General features: G+C 72.5%; 20 protein-coding genes. 7 read left to right on the top strand and 13 right to left on the bottom strand.

The window, feature by feature from the left end:
• Positions 1–91 precede the first annotated feature (91 nt).
• From ABZ805_RS01250 to ABZ805_RS01275, 6 genes are all read right to left on the bottom strand, one after another.
• Positions 92–343, bottom strand: coding sequence for a hypothetical protein (locus tag ABZ805_RS01250; RefSeq protein ID WP_358432644.1), 252 nt, complete (start codon positions 341–343; stop codon positions 92–94).
• A gap of 1 nt (position 344) precedes the next feature.
• Positions 345–605: a hypothetical protein gene (locus ABZ805_RS01255; RefSeq protein WP_224956612.1), complete on the bottom strand. Its 261-nt coding sequence runs from the start codon at positions 603–605 to the stop codon at positions 345–347.
• A 178-nt stretch (positions 606–783) separates the two neighbouring features.
• Positions 784–1,626, bottom strand: coding sequence for a hypothetical protein (locus ABZ805_RS01260; RefSeq protein ID WP_358432646.1), 843 nt, complete (start codon positions 1,624–1,626; stop codon positions 784–786).
• A gap of 216 nt (positions 1,627–1,842) precedes the next feature.
• Positions 1,843–2,877 carry a PRC and DUF2382 domain-containing protein gene (locus ABZ805_RS01265; RefSeq protein WP_358432648.1) on the bottom strand — a complete coding sequence of 345 codons (1,035 nt, stop codon included), beginning with the start codon at positions 2,875–2,877 and terminating at the stop codon, positions 1,843–1,845.
• 253 nt (positions 2,878–3,130) lie between these two features.
• Positions 3,131–3,934 carry a lysophospholipase gene (locus ABZ805_RS01270; protein WP_358432650.1) on the bottom strand — a complete coding sequence of 268 codons (804 nt, stop codon included), beginning with the start codon at positions 3,932–3,934 and terminating at the stop codon, positions 3,131–3,133.
• Positions 3,935–4,066: 132 nt separating this feature from the next.
• On the bottom strand, positions 4,067–4,771 hold the full coding sequence (locus ABZ805_RS01275) for a DUF4232 domain-containing protein (protein WP_358432652.1): 705 nt from the start codon (positions 4,769–4,771) through the stop codon (positions 4,067–4,069).
• 485 nt (positions 4,772–5,256) lie between these two features.
• Between ABZ805_RS01275 and ABZ805_RS01280 the strand changes: the two genes are divergently transcribed.
• Positions 5,257–6,048, top strand: a complete 792-nt coding sequence (locus ABZ805_RS01280) for a GH25 family lysozyme (protein WP_358432654.1) — start codon at positions 5,257–5,259, stop codon at positions 6,046–6,048.
• 68 nt (positions 6,049–6,116) lie between these two features.
• Here ABZ805_RS01280 and ABZ805_RS01285 read toward each other — a convergent pair whose 3' ends face one another.
• Positions 6,117–7,211: a CopD family protein gene (locus ABZ805_RS01285; RefSeq protein ID WP_358432656.1), complete on the bottom strand. Its 1,095-nt coding sequence runs from the start codon at positions 7,209–7,211 to the stop codon at positions 6,117–6,119.
• 811 nt (positions 7,212–8,022) lie between these two features.
• Here ABZ805_RS01285 and ABZ805_RS01290 point away from each other — a divergent pair.
• From ABZ805_RS01290 to ABZ805_RS01310, 5 genes are all read left to right on the top strand, one after another.
• Positions 8,023–8,211 (top strand): hypothetical protein, encoded by a 189-nt coding sequence (locus ABZ805_RS01290; protein WP_358432658.1) that lies wholly within the window; start codon positions 8,023–8,025, stop codon positions 8,209–8,211.
• A complete protein-coding gene (locus ABZ805_RS01295; RefSeq protein ID WP_358432660.1) occupies positions 8,208–9,143 on the top strand; it encodes a hypothetical protein in 936 nt (311 codons plus the stop codon). The genes ABZ805_RS01290 and ABZ805_RS01295 overlap by 4 nt, the downstream gene beginning before the upstream one ends.
• Positions 9,140–10,378 (top strand): glycosyltransferase, encoded by a 1,239-nt coding sequence (locus tag ABZ805_RS01300; protein WP_358432662.1) that lies wholly within the window; start codon positions 9,140–9,142, stop codon positions 10,376–10,378. Before ABZ805_RS01295 ends, ABZ805_RS01300 begins: the two co-directional genes overlap by 4 nt.
• 75 nt (positions 10,379–10,453) lie before the next feature.
• Entirely contained in the window at positions 10,454–11,389 is a 936-nt protein-coding gene (locus tag ABZ805_RS01305) for an alpha/beta hydrolase (RefSeq protein WP_358432664.1), read from the top strand.
• Complete coding sequence (locus ABZ805_RS01310) at positions 11,386–12,729, top strand: glycosyltransferase family 1 protein (protein ID WP_358432666.1); 1,344 nt, start codon at positions 11,386–11,388, stop codon at positions 12,727–12,729. Before ABZ805_RS01305 ends, ABZ805_RS01310 begins: the two co-directional genes overlap by 4 nt.
• Here the strand turns inward: ABZ805_RS01310 and ABZ805_RS01315 are convergent.
• From ABZ805_RS01315 to ABZ805_RS01335, 5 genes are all read right to left on the bottom strand, one after another.
• Entirely contained in the window at positions 12,721–13,146 is a 426-nt protein-coding gene (locus ABZ805_RS01315) for a peptidase inhibitor family I36 protein (protein WP_358432668.1), read from the bottom strand. The two genes, ABZ805_RS01310 and ABZ805_RS01315, sit on opposite strands and share 9 nt — an antisense overlap.
• A 184-nt stretch (positions 13,147–13,330) precedes the next feature.
• Positions 13,331–14,152: an IclR family transcriptional regulator gene (locus ABZ805_RS01320; protein ID WP_358432670.1), complete on the bottom strand. Its 822-nt coding sequence runs from the start codon at positions 14,150–14,152 to the stop codon at positions 13,331–13,333.
• 5 nt (positions 14,153–14,157) lie between these two features.
• Positions 14,158–14,868, bottom strand: coding sequence for an iron-sulfur cluster assembly protein (locus ABZ805_RS01325; RefSeq protein ID WP_358432672.1), 711 nt, complete (start codon positions 14,866–14,868; stop codon positions 14,158–14,160).
• Entirely contained in the window at positions 14,865–15,917 is a 1,053-nt protein-coding gene (locus ABZ805_RS01330; protein ID WP_358432674.1) for an amidohydrolase family protein, read from the bottom strand. Before ABZ805_RS01330 ends, ABZ805_RS01325 begins: the two co-directional genes overlap by 4 nt.
• 24 nt (positions 15,918–15,941) lie before the next feature.
• Positions 15,942–16,970 carry an NAD(P)-dependent alcohol dehydrogenase gene (locus tag ABZ805_RS01335; RefSeq protein WP_258343508.1) on the bottom strand — a complete coding sequence of 343 codons (1,029 nt, stop codon included), beginning with the start codon at positions 16,968–16,970 and terminating at the stop codon, positions 15,942–15,944.
• Positions 16,971–17,216: 246 nt separating this feature from the next.
• Here ABZ805_RS01335 and ABZ805_RS01340 point away from each other — a divergent pair, with 246 nt between their 5' ends.
• Entirely contained in the window at positions 17,217–18,872 is a 1,656-nt protein-coding gene (locus ABZ805_RS01340; RefSeq protein ID WP_358432676.1) for an FAD-binding dehydrogenase, read from the top strand.
• Positions 18,873–19,504: 632 nt separating this feature from the next.
• On the opposite strand, the gene ABZ805_RS01345 is transcribed toward ABZ805_RS01340, so the two are convergent.
• Positions 19,505–19,867: an SH3 domain-containing protein gene (locus ABZ805_RS01345; protein WP_358432678.1), complete on the bottom strand. Its 363-nt coding sequence runs from the start codon at positions 19,865–19,867 to the stop codon at positions 19,505–19,507.
• Between the last annotated feature and the right edge of the window lie 157 nt (positions 19,868–20,024).

The raw sequence follows: 20,024 nt of genomic DNA on the forward strand, positions 1-20,024 counted from the left end.
CGGAATGTGTGGTCAACGGCGCGCGGTGGCGCGGGACACCGCATCCCGCCCCCGCGGCGACCGGCCGGGGGCGGCCCGCTCGGCAGCCGGCTCACAGCCGCATCGCGAACGCGCGCAACGCCTCGACCACGTGCGTGATCGACTCCAGCGTGCGTTCCAGCCCGTCGTCGGCGCGGCGCAGGTCCGGGGGCACCACCGTCTCCGGGTTGTCCGGATCCAGCCGGGCCAGCGCCGCCTGCGTCTCCGACAGCGAACGCCTGCCCGTGGACAGCTGCCGCCGCGCCTCGTCCAGCTTCGCCTCGGTGGCGCGCACCGCGGCGAGCAGTTCGGTCAGCGACGACACGTCACAACCGCCCAGCCCAGCTCTCGGCCGAGTCGATGCTGCTGCGAATCGTGCCGCCCACCATCCGCAGGTTCTCCGTCGCCTCCACCAGCATGTTGCGGGCCATCAGGATCTCGTCCTGCCCGCTGCCCTGGATGGCCTGGGTCAGCATGTTCTGCGCCTCGTCCAACGCGGAATGGGCCTGCTGGAGCGCGCCTATCGCCTCGTCGGCCTTCTGCTTGGCATGAGCAACTCCACTGCGAACATCGTCCACGCTCGCCATCTGCAGCCAACCTCCGGAGGGAGCTGATCGGGGTACGTCGATCCACAAGTTAGCGCCCGCCACTAGCCCGTTCGCGGGCAGGGCGGACGATGTTGATCAGAGGCGGCGACCGCACCGAAGACCCTCCGCGCGGCGCCGCGGCGACGGCGGCGGACCTCCCCGGACGATCTCCACCCGGTCATCCCGCGGGCTGCCGCTCCGCCGCACCGGGAACCGGTACGACCGCGCTCAGCTCCACCGCGGCGATCCCCGACGGCGGGGTCGGAGCCGCCGACCACCGGGAGTTCGCCGACCGTTCACGCACCTGCAACCTGGACCAGCCGCCACCGCCCAGCACGCGCACCGCGTCCCGCACGATGTCGGCGGGCTCGCCCAGCGCCGGGCCGAGGTCGAGCACGATCCGCACCATCGGTGGTCGTTCCGTCCAGTCCACGATCGTCGACGTCCGGGACAACCGGCTCGCCAGCGCGCGGGCCGGCCACTCCGCGCCCGACTTCCGCTCGGTGACCACGTCCACCAGCAGCTCCAGCCGCGGCCGCGGCCTGCCGTGCTCGTCCAGCGCGTCCAGGACCGGTTCCGGTTCCGGCGCGGGTTCGTCCGGATCGTCCGCCGCCGGGCCGAAACCGGCTCCGGGCAGCACCGAACCGGCCCACGCCTCCACCAGCACCCGCTCGCCACCGGCCACCAGGTCGGCGAGCAGCTCGGGCTCGTCCAGCACCGTCCACGCCGTCGGCGGCTCGCACGCCACCCGCAGCCCGGTGTAGCCGGGCCCCAGCTCGCGCAGGAAGTTCCGCACCGCGCGCGCCAGCGCCGCCGGACCGGGCGACTCGCCCGGCTCCCCTGCGGAGCGCCCGATCGTCACCGACCAGCAGCCCGGCTCCTCGTCGGAGCAGTCCCCGGATTCCACGATCCGGCCACCGACCCGGCGCAGCAGCCCGCGGCACGCGTCGCGTGCGGAACGGTCGTCGTCGGCGCCCACGACAACGGTGATGAGCAGTTCTAGCCCGGAGTTCTCAACCATCGCCGGGGCATTCTCCCGCATCCGGCACCCCGGGACGAAGGGTTGATCAGGTGAACCACGTCGCCGTCCGGCTCATCCGGTGGCGGCCCGGCCGACCCGGACGGCGGCCGCCGAACCGTCCGGACGGGTGGCCGGGGCGTCCGTTCGCACCCGCCCGGACGGACGACGGCCCCGCCGCCCGAGGAGGACGGCAGGGCCGGTGCGTGCGGTGGGGCGTCAGCGGTCGCCCGAACCGCCCTTCTCGTCGGAGCGCTCGTGCTTGCCGCCGCCGGTGCGGTCCTGCACGTCGAACCGCTCCCGGCGCACCTCGTCCTGCACCGTGCGCTCCTCGGTGACCAGCTCGGTGCGCAGCCGCAGCCGCTCCACCGGCACCGTCTCCTTGCTGACCATCGGGCGGTCCTCGTGCAGCACGACCTCCTGCTCGTCCTCACCGAGCGAACCGGACTTGCCCATCGAGCCGCGATCCGACTCGGCGATCGGCTCCCGCTCGATGCGCACCTCCTCGTGGCTGATCGGCACCGTGACGGTCTGCTGCTCGGTCACCACGTACTTGCGGACCCGGACCCGGCCGGTCTCGATCTGCTCGGTGTCGACGCGCAGCCGCTCCTCGGAGCGGGTCATCGACGTCATGCCCGCCGCGTCCCCCGCCGCGCCCGCCGTGGCCGAGCCGGACGCGGTCCGGCCGCTCGAACCCGTCGTGGCCGTGCCGCCCTTGCCGGAACCGGAGGTCGTCGTGCCGGTCTTGGTGGTGTCCTGCTCGGTGGCGCCGGTCGCGGTGCGGCCCCCGGCCATCGCCGCGCCGCCCGCGGCAGCGCCGCCGGCCGCCATGCCACCCGCCGCCGAGCCGGACCCGCCGGAGCCGGTCTCGGTCGTGCCGGACTCGGTGGTGCCGCTCTGCTGGTGCGGCACGTCCCGCTGCTGCGGCGAGGCCGACCCGCGGGCGAGCCCGTAGTAGTCGTAGAGGTCGTGCCCCTCCTTGTCGGACAGGTGGCCCTGCTCGGCGTCGACGCGCGGAGCGTCGCGCACCTTCTCCTTGGTCACCCCGACGTTGATGCCCTTCTCGCCGCGTTCGGCGCCGGACAGCGGGACGAAGCTCTCCTTCGTGCCGAACAGACCGGTGCGGACCGTCACCCACTCCGGCTGGTGGTCGGCGTCGTCGACGTAAACGTTGCCGACCCGGCCGATCCGGTCGCCTTCCCGGTCGTACACCTCGCTGCCGATGAGGTCCTGTGCACGCTTGACGTCCTTCATGACTACCGCCTCACTCGTCTGCTGGGATCGCAGCCCGGGCTCGTCGCTTCGGCCGGGACGTCGCGCAGCCCGGCCTTCGTGCGGTGCCGCGTACACCCGTGGTGCCCTGCTCGATTCGTCCGCAATCGGCGCGGCTGCCCACTTCGCTCATGTGGGTGAGCATCGGGTGAGGCTCGGCCGGGTGATGGCGCGGTTCGTCGTAGCGGTGCGTGCGAGGGAGTAGTAGCAGTCAGGCTGACGAGTGATCGCCGGTTCAGGTGTTGAGCTCGCGACCCACGAAGGTCAGCACCTCGTCCACGACCTCGGCGCGATTGGTCTCGTTGAACAGCTCGTGCCGCGCGCCCGGGTAGATGTGCTCGTGGAAGTCCTGCCCGCGCACCCGGTCGACGCCGGTGCGCGTGTCGGCCTCCGGCACCAGCTCGTCCTCCTCGCCGTGCACCCACAGCGTCGGCACCCGCAGCACCGGACCGTCGTTCACCGCCTCCAGGCAGCGGTCGATCATGTTCAACGTGCCGCGCTTGAACGAGCCGTGCCACACCAGCGGATCCGCCTCGTAGGCCCGGCCCACCTCCGGGTCGCGGGACAGCGTCGACGGGTCGATCGGCGCCTGCGGGATCTCGTCGCACTCCAACAGGTCCAGCACGTGCCACGTGCCGAGCACCGGGCTGGACAGCACCACCGCGGCCAGCTCGTCCTGGTGCTCCTGCGCGAACCGCACCGCGAACAACCCGCCCAGCGAGTGCCCGACCAGCACCACCGGCAGCTCCGGGTACCGGTCGGAGACCTCGCGGCGCACCGCCTCCACGTCGGCGACCACCTGGTCGGCATCGCCGATCAGCACCCGCTCACCGGGGGATTCGCCGTGCCCCACCAGGTCCGGTGCCACCACCAGCGCCCGCGCCGCCACCAGCTGCTCGGCGAGCCACTGGTACCGGCCGGAATGCTCGCCGTAGCCGTGCACCAGCAGCGCGATCCAGCCGGGGGCGCGCCCCGACCACTCGCGCACGAACAGCTCGCCCTGCGAACCCCCGACGGACCGCTGAATAGCCTCGATCATGGTTCCCACCCCAGCACAACCGCTCCGGCAAGACCAGCACCCGCGATGAGCCTGTCACCTGCTCGTTCCGCGACAGTGCCCGGCGCCTGCGGCACCGGGCACTCCGTCCGTCCCGAGTTCGGGGACGGGGGATCAGGCGTGGTACGCGCTGTTGCCGATCGAGCCGAACCCGCACACGGAACCCATGCCCCAGCTGATCGTCAGCGGGTCCTCCTCGTCGGGCGGGGTGACCAGGGCGCGCGCCGGTTCCGGCTGGCACGGGCCCTGCTCGGACTCGCCCTCGTGCGGGACCGCGGTCCAGTGCAGCGTGGAGCTCGCCGACTCGCCGGGAGCCAGCCGCACCACCTGCGGGCCGGGGTTCGGGGTGCGCTCCAGCTTCGTCGGCAGTTCCTCGCCGCCCGCGCCGAGCAGCTGCATGCCGCCGTAGCCGTAGAGCGTGCAGGTCTCGCCGCTGGTGTTGGTCAGCTTCAGCTCCGCGTACCGCTGGCCCGCGCCGGCGTCGCCGTCGCCGACCGCGCCGGACAGCTGCGAGGTGTGGCAGCGCTCCACCTGGCTGCGCGGTTCCGCCGCGGCCTGGCCGGAGGAGTCGGGCCGGCTGTTGGCGGCGGCCGACGGGTCGGCGTCGGTGGTCTCCGCGGGGGCGGGCTGCGCCTCCGACGGGGTCGGCTGCGGAATGGTCGAAGCCGGGGCGTCCGCGGTCGACGCCACCTGCCCGCCCGGTGCACCGCAACCGCTGAGCAGCGCCGCGCCCAGGGCCACGGCCGCCAGCGGCCCGATCTTCAGGCCCGCCCGGGTCACCACGCCCGGCTTCCTGGTGTCCAGTCGTTGCGAGAACATGGTCGCCCACCTCCATCGGCCGCCTCGTACGGCCCGTCGTCGTATCCGGTCCGCTGTTCTGAAGACGTTCGGCGCCACGGGTGGTTGCACGTCTTGCCCGGTCCGGCCGGAGTTCCCCCGGATGGAGGGTGCCGCCGTGCGAGCCGCTCCCACTCTGCCGCCACCCGGTCGGGTCCGCGACCCGCGCGCCCGAGCATGATCGAATTCTGGGGCCGTGCGCAGCCGACATGATCGCTTTGGCGAAAACAGGACCGATCGGGTGGAGCTCTTGACCTGAACGGCGGAACTCGATGATCGTTGACCTTCGATACGTTGGCTGTGAGAACTGTCCCCGGCCGGCAGCGAAGATCGTTCCTCGCTTTCGGAAGAAATGCCGGCACCGGGGTCGGCGGAACAGACCGAAGACCGAGACGAGACCGCCGATCCGGTTCGTGCGCCGCGACTCGCGCACCGGGCCGCATCCGGTGAAGTGAGGGGGTTCGGGGATGGCGAGCATTCCAGGAATCGATGTCGCGCGATATCAAGGAGAACCGGACTGGGCCGCGGTGCGCGGCGCCGGATTCGCCTTCACCTACATCAAGGCGACCGAAGGCGTCGGCTATGTGAGCCCGACGCTGGATTCGCAACTCGGCGGAGCCCGCGGGGCAGGCCTGGTGACCGGGCTGTACCACTTCGCCCGGCCGGACACGAACTCGCCGCAGGCCGAGGCCGCGGACTTCGCAGGTCAGCTGGCCCGCACCGGCGCGGCGGGCCCGGGGAACCTGCCGCCGTGCTTGGACATGGAGACCGAGGCCGCCGACCTCGGCGCGTGGATCAAGGGCTTCGTCGACGCGCTGCGCGGGCACACCGGCCGCAACGAGGTCGTCGTCTACGCCTCGTCCACGTGGTTCAGCGACAAGCTGGCCACCGACTCGTGGGTCGACCCCGGGGTGTTCCTGTGGGTCGCGCACTACGGCCGTCCCGCCGGGCAGCCGGGCTTCCTCACCGACCGGGTCGCGATCCACCAGCACGCCTCGGACGGCAAGGTGCCGGGCATCGCCGGGGACACCGACCTGAACGTGTCGCTGGTGGACCTGCCGGTGCTGACCGGTGGCGCCGAGGCGCCGCCCGCCCCGCCCGCGCCGCCCGCGCCCGAGACCTACGTGGTGCAGCCGGGGGACACGCTGTCCGGGATCGGCGCGAAGGTCGGCGTGGGCTGGCAGTCGATCGCCCAGGCCAACGGGATCACCGACCCGAACCTGATCTACGTCGGCCAGGTGCTGCGCATCCCGCGCTGATCCACCTCGGGTGCACGGCCCGTTCGACCTGCGTTGGCTGGTCGGGCGGGCCGTTCTCCTGCGCGCGGTCAGGTGAGGACGGGGGCGCGGGCCAGCACCGCGCCCAGCCCGTAGGCCACGCCCATCACGCCCAGCTCCACCGCGGTCCAGGTGATCAGCGCGGTGCGCCGGTGGCGTTCGACGAGCGGCAGCAGCCGGAACCGGGCGTGCCCGCCCAGCGCGGCCAGCAGCCCCAGCAGCACCGCCTTGAGCAGCACGATCCGGCCGTACCCGGTGCCGGTCAGGCCGTCCAGCCCGACGCCCGCCGCGGTCAGCTCGGTGATCCCGTTGAACACCCCGGACACCGCGACCAGCGCGATCGCGCCGGTGGCCAGCTTCGAATAGCGCGGCAGCGTGGTCGCCAGCAGACCGCGGCGCGGGGCGACGAACGCGGTGATCGCGGCCAGCCCGCCCGCCCACACGGCGGCGGCGAGCACGTGCAGCTGCACCGAGACCATGCTCAGGTTGTGGTACTCCCAGTCGACGGCGTGCCCGGTCAGCGGCATCGGCAGCAGGCCGAGCAGCGCGAGCACCGCGCCCAGGTCGTCGGTGAGCCGGTCGGCACCGCTCCCGCGGGCATCGCGGACGACTCCGGTGAGGCCGAGCGCCGCGCAGCCCGCGGCGCAGGCGGCGCTCAACGCCAGCGCGGCCCCGGCCGGAACTCCGGTGACGTACCCGGCCACGTCCTCCGCGGTCGGGGTGCCCCCGGAGAGCTCGGCGGTGTACAGCCCTAGCAGCAGCAGCGAGCACGCCAGCCAGCTCAGCGCGGTGATCACGGAGATCCGCCGGGTCAGCGCGAACAGCCTGCGCGCGTGGGCGCCGCGATCCGGCACCAGCCGGGGCAGCAGGACCAGCCCGACGGTGGCGACGGAGGCGACGTCCAGCAGCGCCCGGACGACCGGGGCGCCGTAGCGCACTGCGGGATCCACCAGTCCGGGGACCTCGCCGGATCCGATGTGCACCGTCGCCGCCCATGCGGCGGCCGCGGCCACCAGCGCGGGGGTCACGAGCAGCGTCGGCGTGCTGCTCGCCCAGCGGCGGAGGCCGGTGCCCGCGCGGCGGGCCGGTGCGGACGCGCGACCCGTGGAATCGCGTTCGGGATCGGTTCCGGTGTCGGCGGGCATCGCAGCATCGTCCCACCCCCGGTGGCGTCCGCGGTGCGGTCCGAGGCTCGCCGGGAACGGTTCAGCGTGTTGGTCCGATCACGATTCCCCGCCGGAATAGTTGATCTTGAATGCTTGATCGTCGCCCGCTGGCGTGCGTTTATTCCTACGGCGTAACGATTTGCGCGGTTCGGACGCGCCCTGGCGGCCGCGGGGGAAACCGCTGTTCGTTGTGTTGCTGACAAGCGTCTCAGGGGTCTTGTTCTACAGTCGTGCACGTGGATCTAGCGGGCGGTAATGAGTGGGCGGGGTATGTGGCGCGTACCCCGCCGCTGCTCGTGCCCGCGGATTCACCGGAGGCGCGCGGGGCGGCGTGCCGGAACGAGCACTGCCTGCGTTCATCCGTTCACGGCACGCATTCTCAATATCCGGTTCGAGGCTTCCGCGGGGCGCCCGCGCGTTTCCCGCGCGCGGGCCGTTCGCGGCTATTCGCCGATTGTTTCCCCGCGGGTTCTCGGGGAGCTGGAAGTCTTATCGAGCGGCCGGGCGCCGCGGGCCGGGGTGCTCCGGGTGATCCCTTGCCCGGAACGGGTGGCGCCGGGGTGGAGCGCCCGTTGTTGCGGCGTTCGGACGAATCGGGGCCCGCTGTCCAGGACGAACCGGCCGAATCGGCGGAAGTGCGCCCGGGTGCGAGCGGGCCGGGGCCATCATGGGGTGGTCGGGTCCGGAATGGCGGGGCCGAGCGGGCCCGGTCCGCCGGGCGAACCGGATCAGGGAAATTGAGGGTGTGCCCCGATGCGGGGCGAGCCCGCGATGCGCGAGATTGAGCGGCGTGGACGAACAGCACGGGCTGCCTGCGGCGGCAGCGACCAGGGGCGGAACCGGTGGCCGTCCGCTCGCGGGCGGCGTCACCGGCGGTGCGCGCCTCGTCGCGCACCGCGATGGACCCGCCGAGTTCGCGCCGGGGGCCTGCGCGGGCGATGACCGGCAGGTGAGCTTCGTGGAGCGGGGTGCGCGGTGAACACACTCGCGGTGGCGCTGGCCGCGCTGGGCGCGTGCGGATACGCCGTCGGCGCCCGGCTGCAGCACGGCGCGGTGCAGGACGCGATCGGCGACGACGGGCTGAAGGTGCGCAGCCAGGTGCGGTTGCTGCGCAACCACCGATGGCTGCTGGGGCTGCTGGCGCTGGGCAGCGGAGCGCTGCTGCACGCCTGCGCGCTGGGACTGGCGCCGCTGAGCGTGGTGCAGCCGGTCGGGGTGCTGGCGCTGCCGATCACCGTGCTGCTCAACGCGCGCCAGCAGGGCATCCGCACCCGCGACCTCAACGTGCACGTGGTGCTCTCGGTGCTGGCCGCGACCGGTGGCGTCGCGGCGTTCGTGTTCCTCGCGGCGGGCAGCGCGACCTCCACGCCGGTGCTCCCGGACGACCAGCTGCTCGCCACCCAGCTGGTGGCGGGCGCGGTGCTGGCGCTGGGAGTGGTCGGCCTGCTCACCAGGTCGAAGGTTCGCTGCATGGCGTACGCCGCGGGCTGCGCCGTCGCGTACGGGTTGGTCTCGCTGCTGGTGCGGGCGCTGGTCCAGCAGTTCGGCAGCGAACCGCTGCTGAACATCAACCCGCTGCCGCTGGTCGTGATCGTGGTGGCGATGGTCGTGGGCGGCTGGCTGCTGCAGCACGGGTACGCGAGCGGCCCGCCCGATCTGGTGGTGGCCTGCCTGACCGTGATCGACCCGTTGGTGGCGGTGGGCCTGGGCATCGGGCTGCTGGGTGAGGCCGACGCCGTGGACGGTGCGACCGCGATCGGTGAGCTGCTGTGCGCCGCGATCGCCTGCGCAGGCGTGTTCGCGCTCGCGCGGCACCACCCGGACACCCAAGATCGGCGAGTGCAAGCAACCGCGGCCGGCGACGGCGAGGCCGACGTTCGGCGGATACGTTCTGACGGGAGTTCAACTTGACTTCGCAACCGTTCGGCGGAGATCGGCTGCGCATCGTGATCGGCGCGGTGATGTACCCGCCCGAGGTGAACGGTGCGGCGAACTTCGGCCACCGGCTCGCGACCGGGCTGGCCCGCCGCGGCCACGACGTGCACGTGATCTGCCACTCGGTGGACCGCAACGAGAGCACCTGCGTCGAGGACGGCGTGACGGTGCACCGGGTCGCGTCCTACCGCACGCCGGCGCACCCGACGTTCCGGGCCTGCCCGCCGTGGCAGGCCTCGTCGGTCGCCGACCGGTTGCTGCGCGAGATCCAGCCGGACATCGTGCACGTCCAGTCGCACTTCTTCATCGGGCGCGGCCTGATCAACGCGGCGCGCCGCCAGGGCATCGGGCTGATCGCCACCAACCACTTCATGCCGGAGAACATCTTCGGCTACGTGCGCATCCCGCGGGCCCTGCAGAAGGCCGGTGCGTGGCTGCTCTGGCACAACCTGATCAAGCACTACGGCAAGGCGCAGCTGGTCACCGCGCCCACGCCGCGCGCGGTGCAGCTGCTGCAGGACAACGGGTTCTCCCGCACTGCGGTGCCGGTGTCCTGCGGGATCGACGTGGGCCGGTACCGCCGCCGGGCGCAGGAGCTGCGCAAGCAGGACCCGGACCCCGCTACCCGCACCGTGCTGTTCGTCGGCAGGCTCGACGAGGAGAAGCACATCGACGACCTGCTGCGGGCGATGGCGCTGCTCAAGACCGAGCACGCCACCCGGCTGGAGATCGTCGGGGACGGCAGCTGCCGCGAGCCGCTGGCCGAACTCGCGGCCGAGCTCGGCATCGCCGACCGGGTCCACTTCGCCGGCCTGGTCGACGAGGAGGAGCTGCTCGACGCCTACGCCAGGGCGGACCTGTTCTGCATGCCGAGCATCGCCGAACTGCAGAGCCTCGCCACGATGGAGGCGATGTCCGCGGTCACTCCGGTGGTGCTGGCCGACGCGATGGCGCTGCCGCACCTGGTCGAGGCGGGCGAGAACGGCTGGCTGTACCCGCCGCGGGACGTGCACGCTTTGGCGCACGCCATCGACGACGTGCTCGCGGATCGTGCCACCATCGACCGGATGGGCGCCGCGGGGGAGCGGCTGGTCAGCGGCAAGCACGACATCGACGCGGTGCTGGCCCGCTTCGAATCGATCTACCGGCACGCGCTCGCGCACGACGACGGGGCGACTCCGGTGGAGCTGCCCGCCGAGCTGGCCAGCTGAGGCACCGCCGTGAACAGCAGACCATCGCCGGCGAGAACGGGGCCGTCCGAACCGGAACCGCGGTCCGAGTCGCAGGTGGCGCGGATCCAGGGTTCCGACCTGCGCTTCTGGACCTACCGATCGCGCACTCCCGGCGATGTGCCGGGGCAGCCGGAAGACCCGGAGCAGCAGGGCTCTGAACAGCAGGAGGGCTCCGAGCAGCCCGCGGGCTCGGTGGATGCAGGAGCCGATCCGCTGGTCGTGCTGGTGCACGGCCTGCGCGGCACCCACCACGGGCTGGAGCCGATCGTGGCCCGGCTGCACCGCGGCACCGCCGTCGTCCCCGATCTGCCGGGGTTCGGCGACTCCGGGCCGATGACCGGGCGCGCGCACGACGTGCCCGGCTACGCCGACGCGATCATCGAGCTCATCGAGCACCTCGGTGGCCGTGAGCGGCCGGTGGTGCTGCTCGGGCACTCCTTCGGTTCGGTGGTGGCTGCGCACGTCGCCTCCCGTGATCCGGAATTGGTGGAACGGTTGGTGCTGGTCAACCCGATCTCGACTCCCGCGCTGCGGGGGCCGCGGGTGGTGCTGTCCAAGCTGACCTCGCTGTACTACGCCCTGGGCACGGCGCTGCCGTCGCGGCTGGGGCGAGCGCTGCTGGCGAACCGGCTGGTGGTGTGGGGCACCGGGCTGGTGATGCTGCGCAGCCGCGACCCGGAGGTGCGGCGGTTCGTGCACGACAGCCACCGGCGCCACTTCTCCCGCTTCCACAGCCCGGCGCTGCTCGCCGAGACCTACGAGGCCTCGGTGACCGGCACGGTGGCCGACTACCGCGCAGCGCTGGCGATGCCGACGCTGCTGATCGCGGGGGAGACCGACGACATCGCCCCGCTGGCCGGGCAGCGCGAACTCGTCGCGGGCCTGCCGGACGCGGAGCTGGTGGTGATCCCCGAGGTCGGGCACCTCGTGCACTACGAGACGCCCGCCGCCGCCGCGGCCGCGATCGATCGCTTCCTGGGAGAGCCATGACCGCCCGTCCTACCGATCCGGCGGAGCCGACCGGCCCGGCGGAGACCGCCGAACCGGCCGGGACCGCCGAACCCGGCACCGCCGAATCCGGCACCGCCGAATCCGGCACCACCGACACCGGCACCACCGACACCGCCACCGGGACGACCGGTTCGTTAGGCCACGTCCGCTCCGACGAGTCCCGCGAACCGGCGGAGCCCGCAGGCGGGCGGCCCGCGCGGGTGTTCGTGGACGCCCGGTGGACCCGCGTCGACGCGCACGACGGGATCAGCCGGTTCGGCGCCGAGCTGATCCGCGCGCTGCACGCCCTGCACCCGGTGACGATGCTGATCCACGACCGGCGCCAGCTCGCGCTGCTGCCCGCGGAGGTGCCGCACGTCAAGATCAACAGTCCGTTCTCGGTGCGCGAGCTGTCCCTGGCGAGCAGGCTGCACGCGCTGGGCGCGGACGTGGTGTTCAGCCCCATGCAGGTGATCGGCGGGTTCGGCCGCCGGTACCGGCTGGTGCTCACGCTGCACGACCTCATCTACTACCGGCACCCGGAACCGCCCGGTTTCCTGCCGCTGCCGGTGCGGGCGATCTGGCGGCTGTACCACCGCGCCTACTGGCCGCAGCGGCTGCTGCTGAACCGGGCGGACTCGGTCGTCACGGTCAGCGAGACGACCGCGCGGCTCATCCGCCGCCACCGCCTCACCCGGCGACCGGTGACGGTGGTGCCGAACGCGCCGTCCGGCCTGCCGGAACCCGTCGATGCCGAGCACGTCCCGGCCGGCCAGGTCCGCGAACTCGTCTACATGGGCTCGTTCATGCCCTACAAGGACGTCGAGACGCTGATCGCGGGGATGGGTTCGCTGCCCGGGTACCGACTGCACCTGCTGAGCCGGATCGCGCCCGCCAGGGAGGCGGAGCTGCGCGCGCTGGTACCCGCCGGTTCGGACGTGGTGTTCTGGAACGGCATCGACGAGGACGCGTACCGGACGCTGCTGCGCGGGGCGGCGGCGCTGGTGACGGCCTCGCGGGACGAGGGCTTCGGGTTGCCGATCATCGAGGCGATGCATGCCGGAACTCCTGTCGTGTGCAGCGATCTGGAGATCTTCCGCGAGGTGACCGGTGGTCACGCGCGGTTCTTCCCGGTGGGGGACGTCGCGGCCTTCGCCGCGGCGGTGCGCGAGGTGGACGATCCGGAGCAGCGCGCCGAGCTGGTGCGCGGCGGCTGCGAGCAGGCCGCCCTGTTCACCTGGGACCGGTCGGCGCGGCGGTTGCTGCGCGTGCTGGTGCCGGGTGCGGCGGGGGCGGCCGGGTCGGCGGGCGGTGCGCCCGCCGACACCGGGTCAGCGTGACCAGATCTTGATCGCCCGCGGCACGTAGTCGGACCGCGGCGCGTGCGAACCGGACGGGTAGGTCGCGAAGTCGGCGTGCGTGTCGCAGTCCGGGTCCTGGTACACCGTGACGGGTTTCCCGGTCTGGTTGGCGAAGGACTTCACCTCCGGTTCGGCCGGGAGCGCGACGCACTCCTCCACGGCGGTCGCGCGCAGCTCGGCGCGGTGTGGTTCGCCCTGGAGTTCGACGTGCGGGTAGGCGCAGAACGCGCCGTCCTGGCAGGGGATCGGTGTCGCGGGCCCCGCGTTCGCGGCTCCGCCGAGCCCGCCGAGCGCGATGCCGAGCGCGAGGAGCGGGGTCAGCGCGGAACGCGCCCTGGTCCACAGTGGACGGTTTCGGCGACGCGGCTCCGAGATCGTGGTGGCGGCAGCGGACATGCTGGATCTCCTTTCACGGCAAGGGAAAATCGGAAGAGGCGTCCTGTCGGCCCAAGACGTGGCCCGGACTGAACCCAGATTCCCGAAACCGCGATCAGAGCGCCAGCACTTCAGCTGGATACACCCCGACCGAGTGGATTTCCGGCCTGCCGCCCGGAAAGCACGGCAGGCCGGAAGATCCCGCTCACCCGCGCGGCCGGCTCACCAGCGCGCGCGTCACCCGCACCGCGCCCTGCCGCACCGCGCGCTCAACCGCCCAGCGCCGAGCGCGGAACTCCGCGATCGGCAACGAGATCGCCACCGACGCGGTCACGCAGCCCGCCGGGTCGAACACCGGCGAGGCCATGCACGCCAACCCCGGCTGGAACTCCGCGATCTCCAAGGCGATCTGCGACTGCCGCACGTGCGCGAGGTGCTCTTCCAGCGCCTCCCTGGTGCGGATCGTGGACGGCGTGCACGGCGTCATCCCGGCCTGCTCCAGGTAGCGCCCGCGCTGCTGCTGCTCCATCGCCGCCAGCATGATCTTGCCGAAGGCGGTGGCGTGCGAGGCCTGGTGGAACCCCACGTCCAGCGGCTGCACCCGCGGACGCCGGTCCGAGTCCTCCACGTGCGCGATGACCACTTCGGTGTCCCGGTAGATCGCGTAGTACGCGGCGGCGTCCGCGTGCTGGTGCAACCGGCGGATCGCCCCGGCGATCTCCGGCGGCACCGCGAGCTGCCGGGACAGCGCCTGCCCGAGGAAGCGCGCCTTGTAGCCCAGCGCGAACACCTTCTGCTCGGTCAGGTGCACCACGTGACCGGCCTCCACCAGTGTCGTCAGCAGGTGGTACGTCGTCGGCAGGGTCAGGTCCAGCTGAGCGGCGAGGGACTTCGCGCTCACCCCGCACGGGGAATCCGCGATCGCCTCCAGCACCCGCAGCGCACGGCCCACCGACTGCAACGTCCCCGTCGGCGCCTTGGCGCCGTTGTGCTGCGGGTTCCGCCCGCCGGTGGGCAGCGCGTCCATGCTCCTCAATGTAGGCGAGGCCGGGCGGTTTCCCCGCCTGGCCCGTACCGGGTGTCGAGCAGGCCACGACACCAGCCGGCGTTGCCCTCGATGCTGACCCGCGTGGTGCGGGCGAACCGCAGCCGCGCCGACAACCCCTCGACGGGCACCGGAGCACCCTCGTCGTCGACGAGCAGCGGAGCCTCCGGTCCGGACGGCAGGCCCAGCTGGCCCCGCCGCCTGCGCAACCGGTCCAGCGCGGGGCTCGGCGGCAGCTCGCCGATCCGGACCCGCACCAGCTGCTCCAGCTCCGTGCCCGAACGCAGCAGCTGCTGGGCCACCTGCTCCTGGTAGGCCAGGTGCGCCTTGCGCAGGAACGTGCTGCGCAGCTCCTCCAGCTCACCGGCGGCCAGCCCGGGGAACGCGGCGTCGAAACCGTCCCCGGCCGCCACTCCCGCGTTGATCTCCTCGGACGCGAAGTGGTCCAGCAGCCGCACCCGCACCCGCCGCACCCAGGGCAGCTCGGCCACCGCGTCGTGCGCGTCGGCGACCATCAAATAGGCGAAGTTCGGTGCGCAGAAGTAGGTCGGCAACCGCAGGTCGACCTGCACGTCCGCGCGGTCCACCGCCACCCGCGACACGAACTCCAGCTCGGTGACCGGCTGGTCCAGCTCCGGGTCGAGCACCGCGTCCAGCGCCCGCCACACCTCGGTCTCCAGGTCCACGGCCGCGGTCATGACGACATCACCTCCTGGTTCAGCTCGGAGGCCACCGGTTCGCGGCCGGCCGGGACCTGGGGCTCGGCGGCGCGCATCTCCGCGGGCACCTCGATGTCGTAGAGCCGCGCCGCGTTCAGGCCGAGGATCTTGCGCTTCGCGTCGGTGGTCAGGACCCCGTACTCGTCCTGCATGTCCTCCGGGATCTGGAAGTCCACGAACTGCTCCACCAGCCACTTCGGCGTCCAGATCGCGTAGTCGCTGGAGAAGGTGATCCGGTTCTCGTCCAGCCAGAACAGCAGTTCACCGATGATCTGCGCGAAGTAGCGCGGCCGGTGGTGCATGAACGCCATCGCCACCGCGAGTCCGCCGTAGACGTTGGGCTCCTGGGTGGCGATCCAGCAGAAGTCCTCCAGCCGCGGCAGCCCCACGTGCTCCACGATGAAGTTCAGCTCCGGGAACGCCGAGGCCACGTCGTCGACGTCGGCCACGTCGAACGCGTCCCGGTTCAGCGGGTAGATCGTCGGTCCCTTGTGGATGTGGATGTTGCGGATGCCCAGCTCCTGGCACTTCTCCAGGTAGCGGTAGGCCCACGGGTCGGTCAGCTTCCATCCCTTGGACTCGCCCTTCCACTCCGCGGTGTAGAGCTTGGTGCCCTTGAGCTGCCAGCGCTCCGCGAGCCGTTCCAGCGCGCCCAGACCGGCCTCGCCGTCCCGCGGGTCCCAGCCGCCGTTCACGATGAACTTGTCCGGGTGCTTCTCCGCGAGCGCGCCGTCCTGCTCGGTGGTGTTGAAGCCGTTGACGAAGAAGTCGGTGAGGTAGGTCGGCTGGAAGATGGCCTTGTCGACGTACCCGACCTCGAACAGGTCGTGGAGGATCTTCTCCTCGCTCTGCTTCTGGAACTGCTCGTGCGTCCAGATCTCCGACTCCGGGCTCAGGTTCCGGTGGTAGTCGAAGAAGCAGTTCAGGAAGCCCTCGCCGTAGCGGTTGGCCTGGTTGGCCGGCGTCCCGTCCCACGCGTGGATGTGGCTGTCGACGATGAAGTACTTCGTTCCGTCCTTCTCATACATGGCGAACCTCCGTGGTGGGGCGGGTCAGGGGACGAGGATGGCGCGGCCGCCGGGGATGCGGCCCGAATCGAGGTCGTCGAGCGCGTCCAGCGCGGCGTCCAGCGGGTAGGTGCGGGTGCGCAGCGAGACCTTGCCCTGCGCGGTGAGCGTCATCAGCTCGTCGAGGTCCAGGTACGAGCCGACGAGGTTGCCGACCACGTTGATCTCGCGGGAGATGACGTCGATGGTCGGCACGTCGAGCCTGCCGCCGTAGCCGATGACGAAGTACGAACCGGCGTCCCGGGTCATCGCGATGCCGTCCGCCTCGGTGCCGTTCTCGCCGACGAAGTCGAGCACCACCTCGGCGCCCTTCCCGCCGGTGATGTCGCGGACCGCGTCGACCTGGCCGCCGTCGGCCCGGACCGCGTGGTGCGCGCCGAGCTGCTCGGCCAGCCGCAGCGCCTCCGGGGAGCGGTCCACCACGGTGATCTCGGCGGGGGTCAGCGCCACCAGGGACTGCAGCCCGATGTGGCCGAGCCCGCCCGCCCCGATCACGACCACGTGGGCGCCGGGGTGCAGCAGCGGCACCGCCTTGCGCACCGCGTGGTACGCGGTGAGCCCGGCGTCGGCGAGCGCCGCCACCTCGGCGGGTTCCAGCCCGTCGTCGAGCTTCACCACCGAGCGGGCGTTCGTGCGCAGCAGCTCCGCCATGCCCCCGTCCGTGTCGATGCCGGGGAACAGCGAGTTCTCGCAGTGCACGTCGTCCCCGCCGCGGCACGGGCGGCACAGCCCGCAGGTCACCAGCGGGTGCAGGATGACCTTGTCGCCGGGGCGGACGTTGCTCACCGCGCTGCCGACCTCGCGGACGGTGCCCGCGTTCTCGTGCCCGATGACGTAGGGCAGCGCGACGCCGCTCTTGTCGGCCCACTGCCCTTCGATGATGTGCAGGTCGGTGCGGCACACACCCGCCGCCCCGACTTCGACCAGCACGTCCAGCGGTTCCCGCACGGCCGGATCGGGAACCGATTCGACCACGGGTCTCTCGCCGTAGGCGTGCACTCTGACCGCTCGCAACGCGGACTCCTCTCCGTTGAGCTGTGTCCTGGTTCACAGGCTTGCCGGAGCGTCCCGCCGCGTGGAAGAGCCGTTGTCAGATGCTGATAACCGCATGCGTCCGACCCGGCGGGGGAAGGTCCTTGAGCGGTTCAGCGCAATCGCGGCCGCCGAATGCGAGAGCGGGCCTCCGCGGACTGGCGTCGGGGGCGGCCCGGCGGCCTATAGTTCGCAGAGCTTCCGACCGAGTGAGCAGAGGAGTCGCTGGTGGCGTTCGACGCCGATGTCATCGTGGTGGGGGCCGGGCTCGCCGGCCTGGTCGCGACCGCGGAGCTGGCCGACGCAGGTCGCCGCGTGCTGCTGCTCGACCAGGAGCCGGCGGCCTCGCTGGGCGGGCAGGCGCACTGGTCGTTCGGCGGCCTGTTCCTGGTGGACTCCCCGGAGCAGCGCAGGCTCGGCGTGCGGGACTCGCACGAACTGGCCTGGCAGGACTGGCAGGGCACCGCCGGGTTCGACCGCGACGACGACCACTGGCCGCGCCGCTGGGCCGAGGCGTACGTGGACTTCGCTGCCGGGGAGAAGCGGTCCTGGCTGCGCGAGCAGGGGTTGTCGCTGTTCCCGCTGGTGCAGTGGGCCGAGCGCGGCGGATCGCTGGCCACCGGGCACGGCAACTCGGTGCCGCGCTTCCACGTCACCTGGGGGACCGGGCCCGGCGTGCTGGAGCCGTTCCTGCGCCGGGTGCGCGCCGCCGAGGAGCGCGGCCGGGTGGAAGTGCGCTTCCGGCACCGCGTCACCGGGCTGACCACCACCGGAGGTGCGGTGGACGGGGTGCGCGGCGAGGTGCTGGAACCCAGCGGGGTCTCCCGCGGCCAGCGCAGCTCCCGGACCGCGATCGGCGAGTTCGACCTGCGCGCGCAGGCCGTCGTGGTCACCTCCGGCGGCATCGGCGCGAACCTGGACCTGGTGCGGCGCAACTGGCCCGCGCGGCTCGGCCCCGCCCCCGCGAAGATGATCGCCGGAGTGCCCGACCACGTGGACGGGCGGATGCTGGAGGTCGTCGGGGACAGCGGTGGCCGCATCATCAACTCCGACCGGATGTGGCACTACACCGAAGGAATCCGCAACTACGATCCGGTGTGGACCGACCACGGCATCCGCATCCTCCCGGGACCGTCGTCGTTCTGGATCGACGCGCTCGGCCGCAGGTTGCCGCCGCCGCTGTTCCCCGGCGCGGACACGCTGGCGACCTTGGCGCACATCGGTTCCACCGGCCACGACCACACCTGGTTCGTGCTCAACCGGCGCATCATCAGCCGCGAGTTCGCGCTGTCCGGTTCGGAGCAGAACCCCGACCTCACCGGCCGCAGCATCGGCGAGGTGCTCGCCCGCGGCGGCGAGGTGACACCGGGCCCGGTCGCCGAGTTCGTCAAGCGCGGCGCCGACTTCGTCACCCGCCGCACGCTGCCCGAGCTGGTGCGCGGCATGAACGAGCTGACCGGTACCGACCTGATCGACGCCGAGCAGCTGGAACGCGACATCGTGGCCCGGGACCGGCAGGTCACCTCCGGGCTCGGCAAGGACGCGCAGGTGTCGCTGATCCGCGCGGCCCGGCACTACAGCGTGGACCGGCTGGTCCGGGTCGCCCCGCCGCACCGGCTGCTGGACCCGGCGGCCGGGCCGCTGGTGGCGGTGCGGCTGTCGCTGCTGACCCGCAAGACCCTCGGCGGGGTCGAGACGGACCTGGACGCGCGGGTGCTCGGCGCGGGCGGTGCGCCGCTGCCGGGGCTGTACGCGGCCGGTGAGGTGGCCGGGTTCGGCGGTGGTGGCATGCACGGGTACCGCTCGCTGGAGGGGACCTTCCTCGGCGGCTGCCTGTTCTCGGGGCGCGCCGCCGGACGGGCGGCCGCGCGGGCGACCGCTTGACCGGGTACCGCCTGACCGGGCGACCGCTTGACCGGTGGGCCGCCTGACCGGTGGGCCGCCTGACCGGTGCCGTTCCTGCGAGTGGTGGCCCGGCGGCCGCGCCCGCGCGAGCGGACGTCCGACGTAGCCTGTCCGCGCCCGCGATCGGCCTGGGCAGGGCGCCGGCGTGGGGCCGCCCGACCAGGCCGGTCCACGCGAGTGATCCGATCAAGCCGGTCACCGCGGGTGCCCTCCAGGCTGGGGCCGGCCGCGCAGGTGACAGCCTGACGAGGACGCGCGGGTGGCCGCCCGACACCCGGAGCGTCCCCGGGTGGGGCCGCCCGACGCCGGGACCGTTCGTGCCGGTGGCCGTCCGACCACGACCGTCCCGCGGGTAGGCCGCCCGACACCGGGACCGTTCGTGCCGGTGGCCGTCCGACCAGGACTCTTCGCGCCAGGTGACAGCCCGCCCAGGACCATCCGGACAAGTGGTCGCCCGGCCAGGACCGTTCGCGCAGGTGGTCGCCGAGCCAGGACCGTTCGTGCAGGTGATAGCCGGCCCGGGGCCTTCCGCGCAGGTGGCGGCCCGACCGGGCTCTGCGCGGGTGGTCGCCGGATCGGGCGGCCGCGGCGCGACCGAAGCCGCTCGGCCGTCACAGGAAGCAGGAGCTGACGTACCCGGTGACCCGGGTGCGCCGGTCCAGCACCTGCCACCACGTGTGCTGCGCGCCGCCGTCCGGGCAGGTCACCCGCTCGCCGTCGACTTCGCGGCGCTGCACCAGCCGGTCGCCCGGGTTGCCGACGCCGAGCACCACCGAGGAAGTGCCGGGACCGGCCCGCAGGTTCACCCCGGGGACTCGGAAGTCCTCGGCGCGGTCGGTCCCGGCGTCCCTGCTGAGCTCGGCCAGCCGGTGGCCGAATTCGAACACGAAGTGCGCGACCCCGGCGCCCAGTCCGTGCACTTGCAGCACCATTGCGGCGATTCCCGCCAGCACGGCGTTCCGGATCGTGTGCATGATTTTCCCCCTGGCTCCCGCGGCCGGGTCGAACTCCGGGCGGGAGTTTCGCGAACAGATCGTTCCGACGTTTCCCCTTGGTCGAACAATCAACGCGCCGTTCATCTTATCGGCCGCGGCGGGGGTGCCGGGAGTGTCCGATCGTGTGCTTCGGGGA

It is taken from the genome of Saccharopolyspora sp. NPDC047091 (assembly GCF_040643635.1).
Lineage (GTDB): Bacteria > Actinomycetota > Actinomycetes > Mycobacteriales > Pseudonocardiaceae > Saccharopolyspora_C.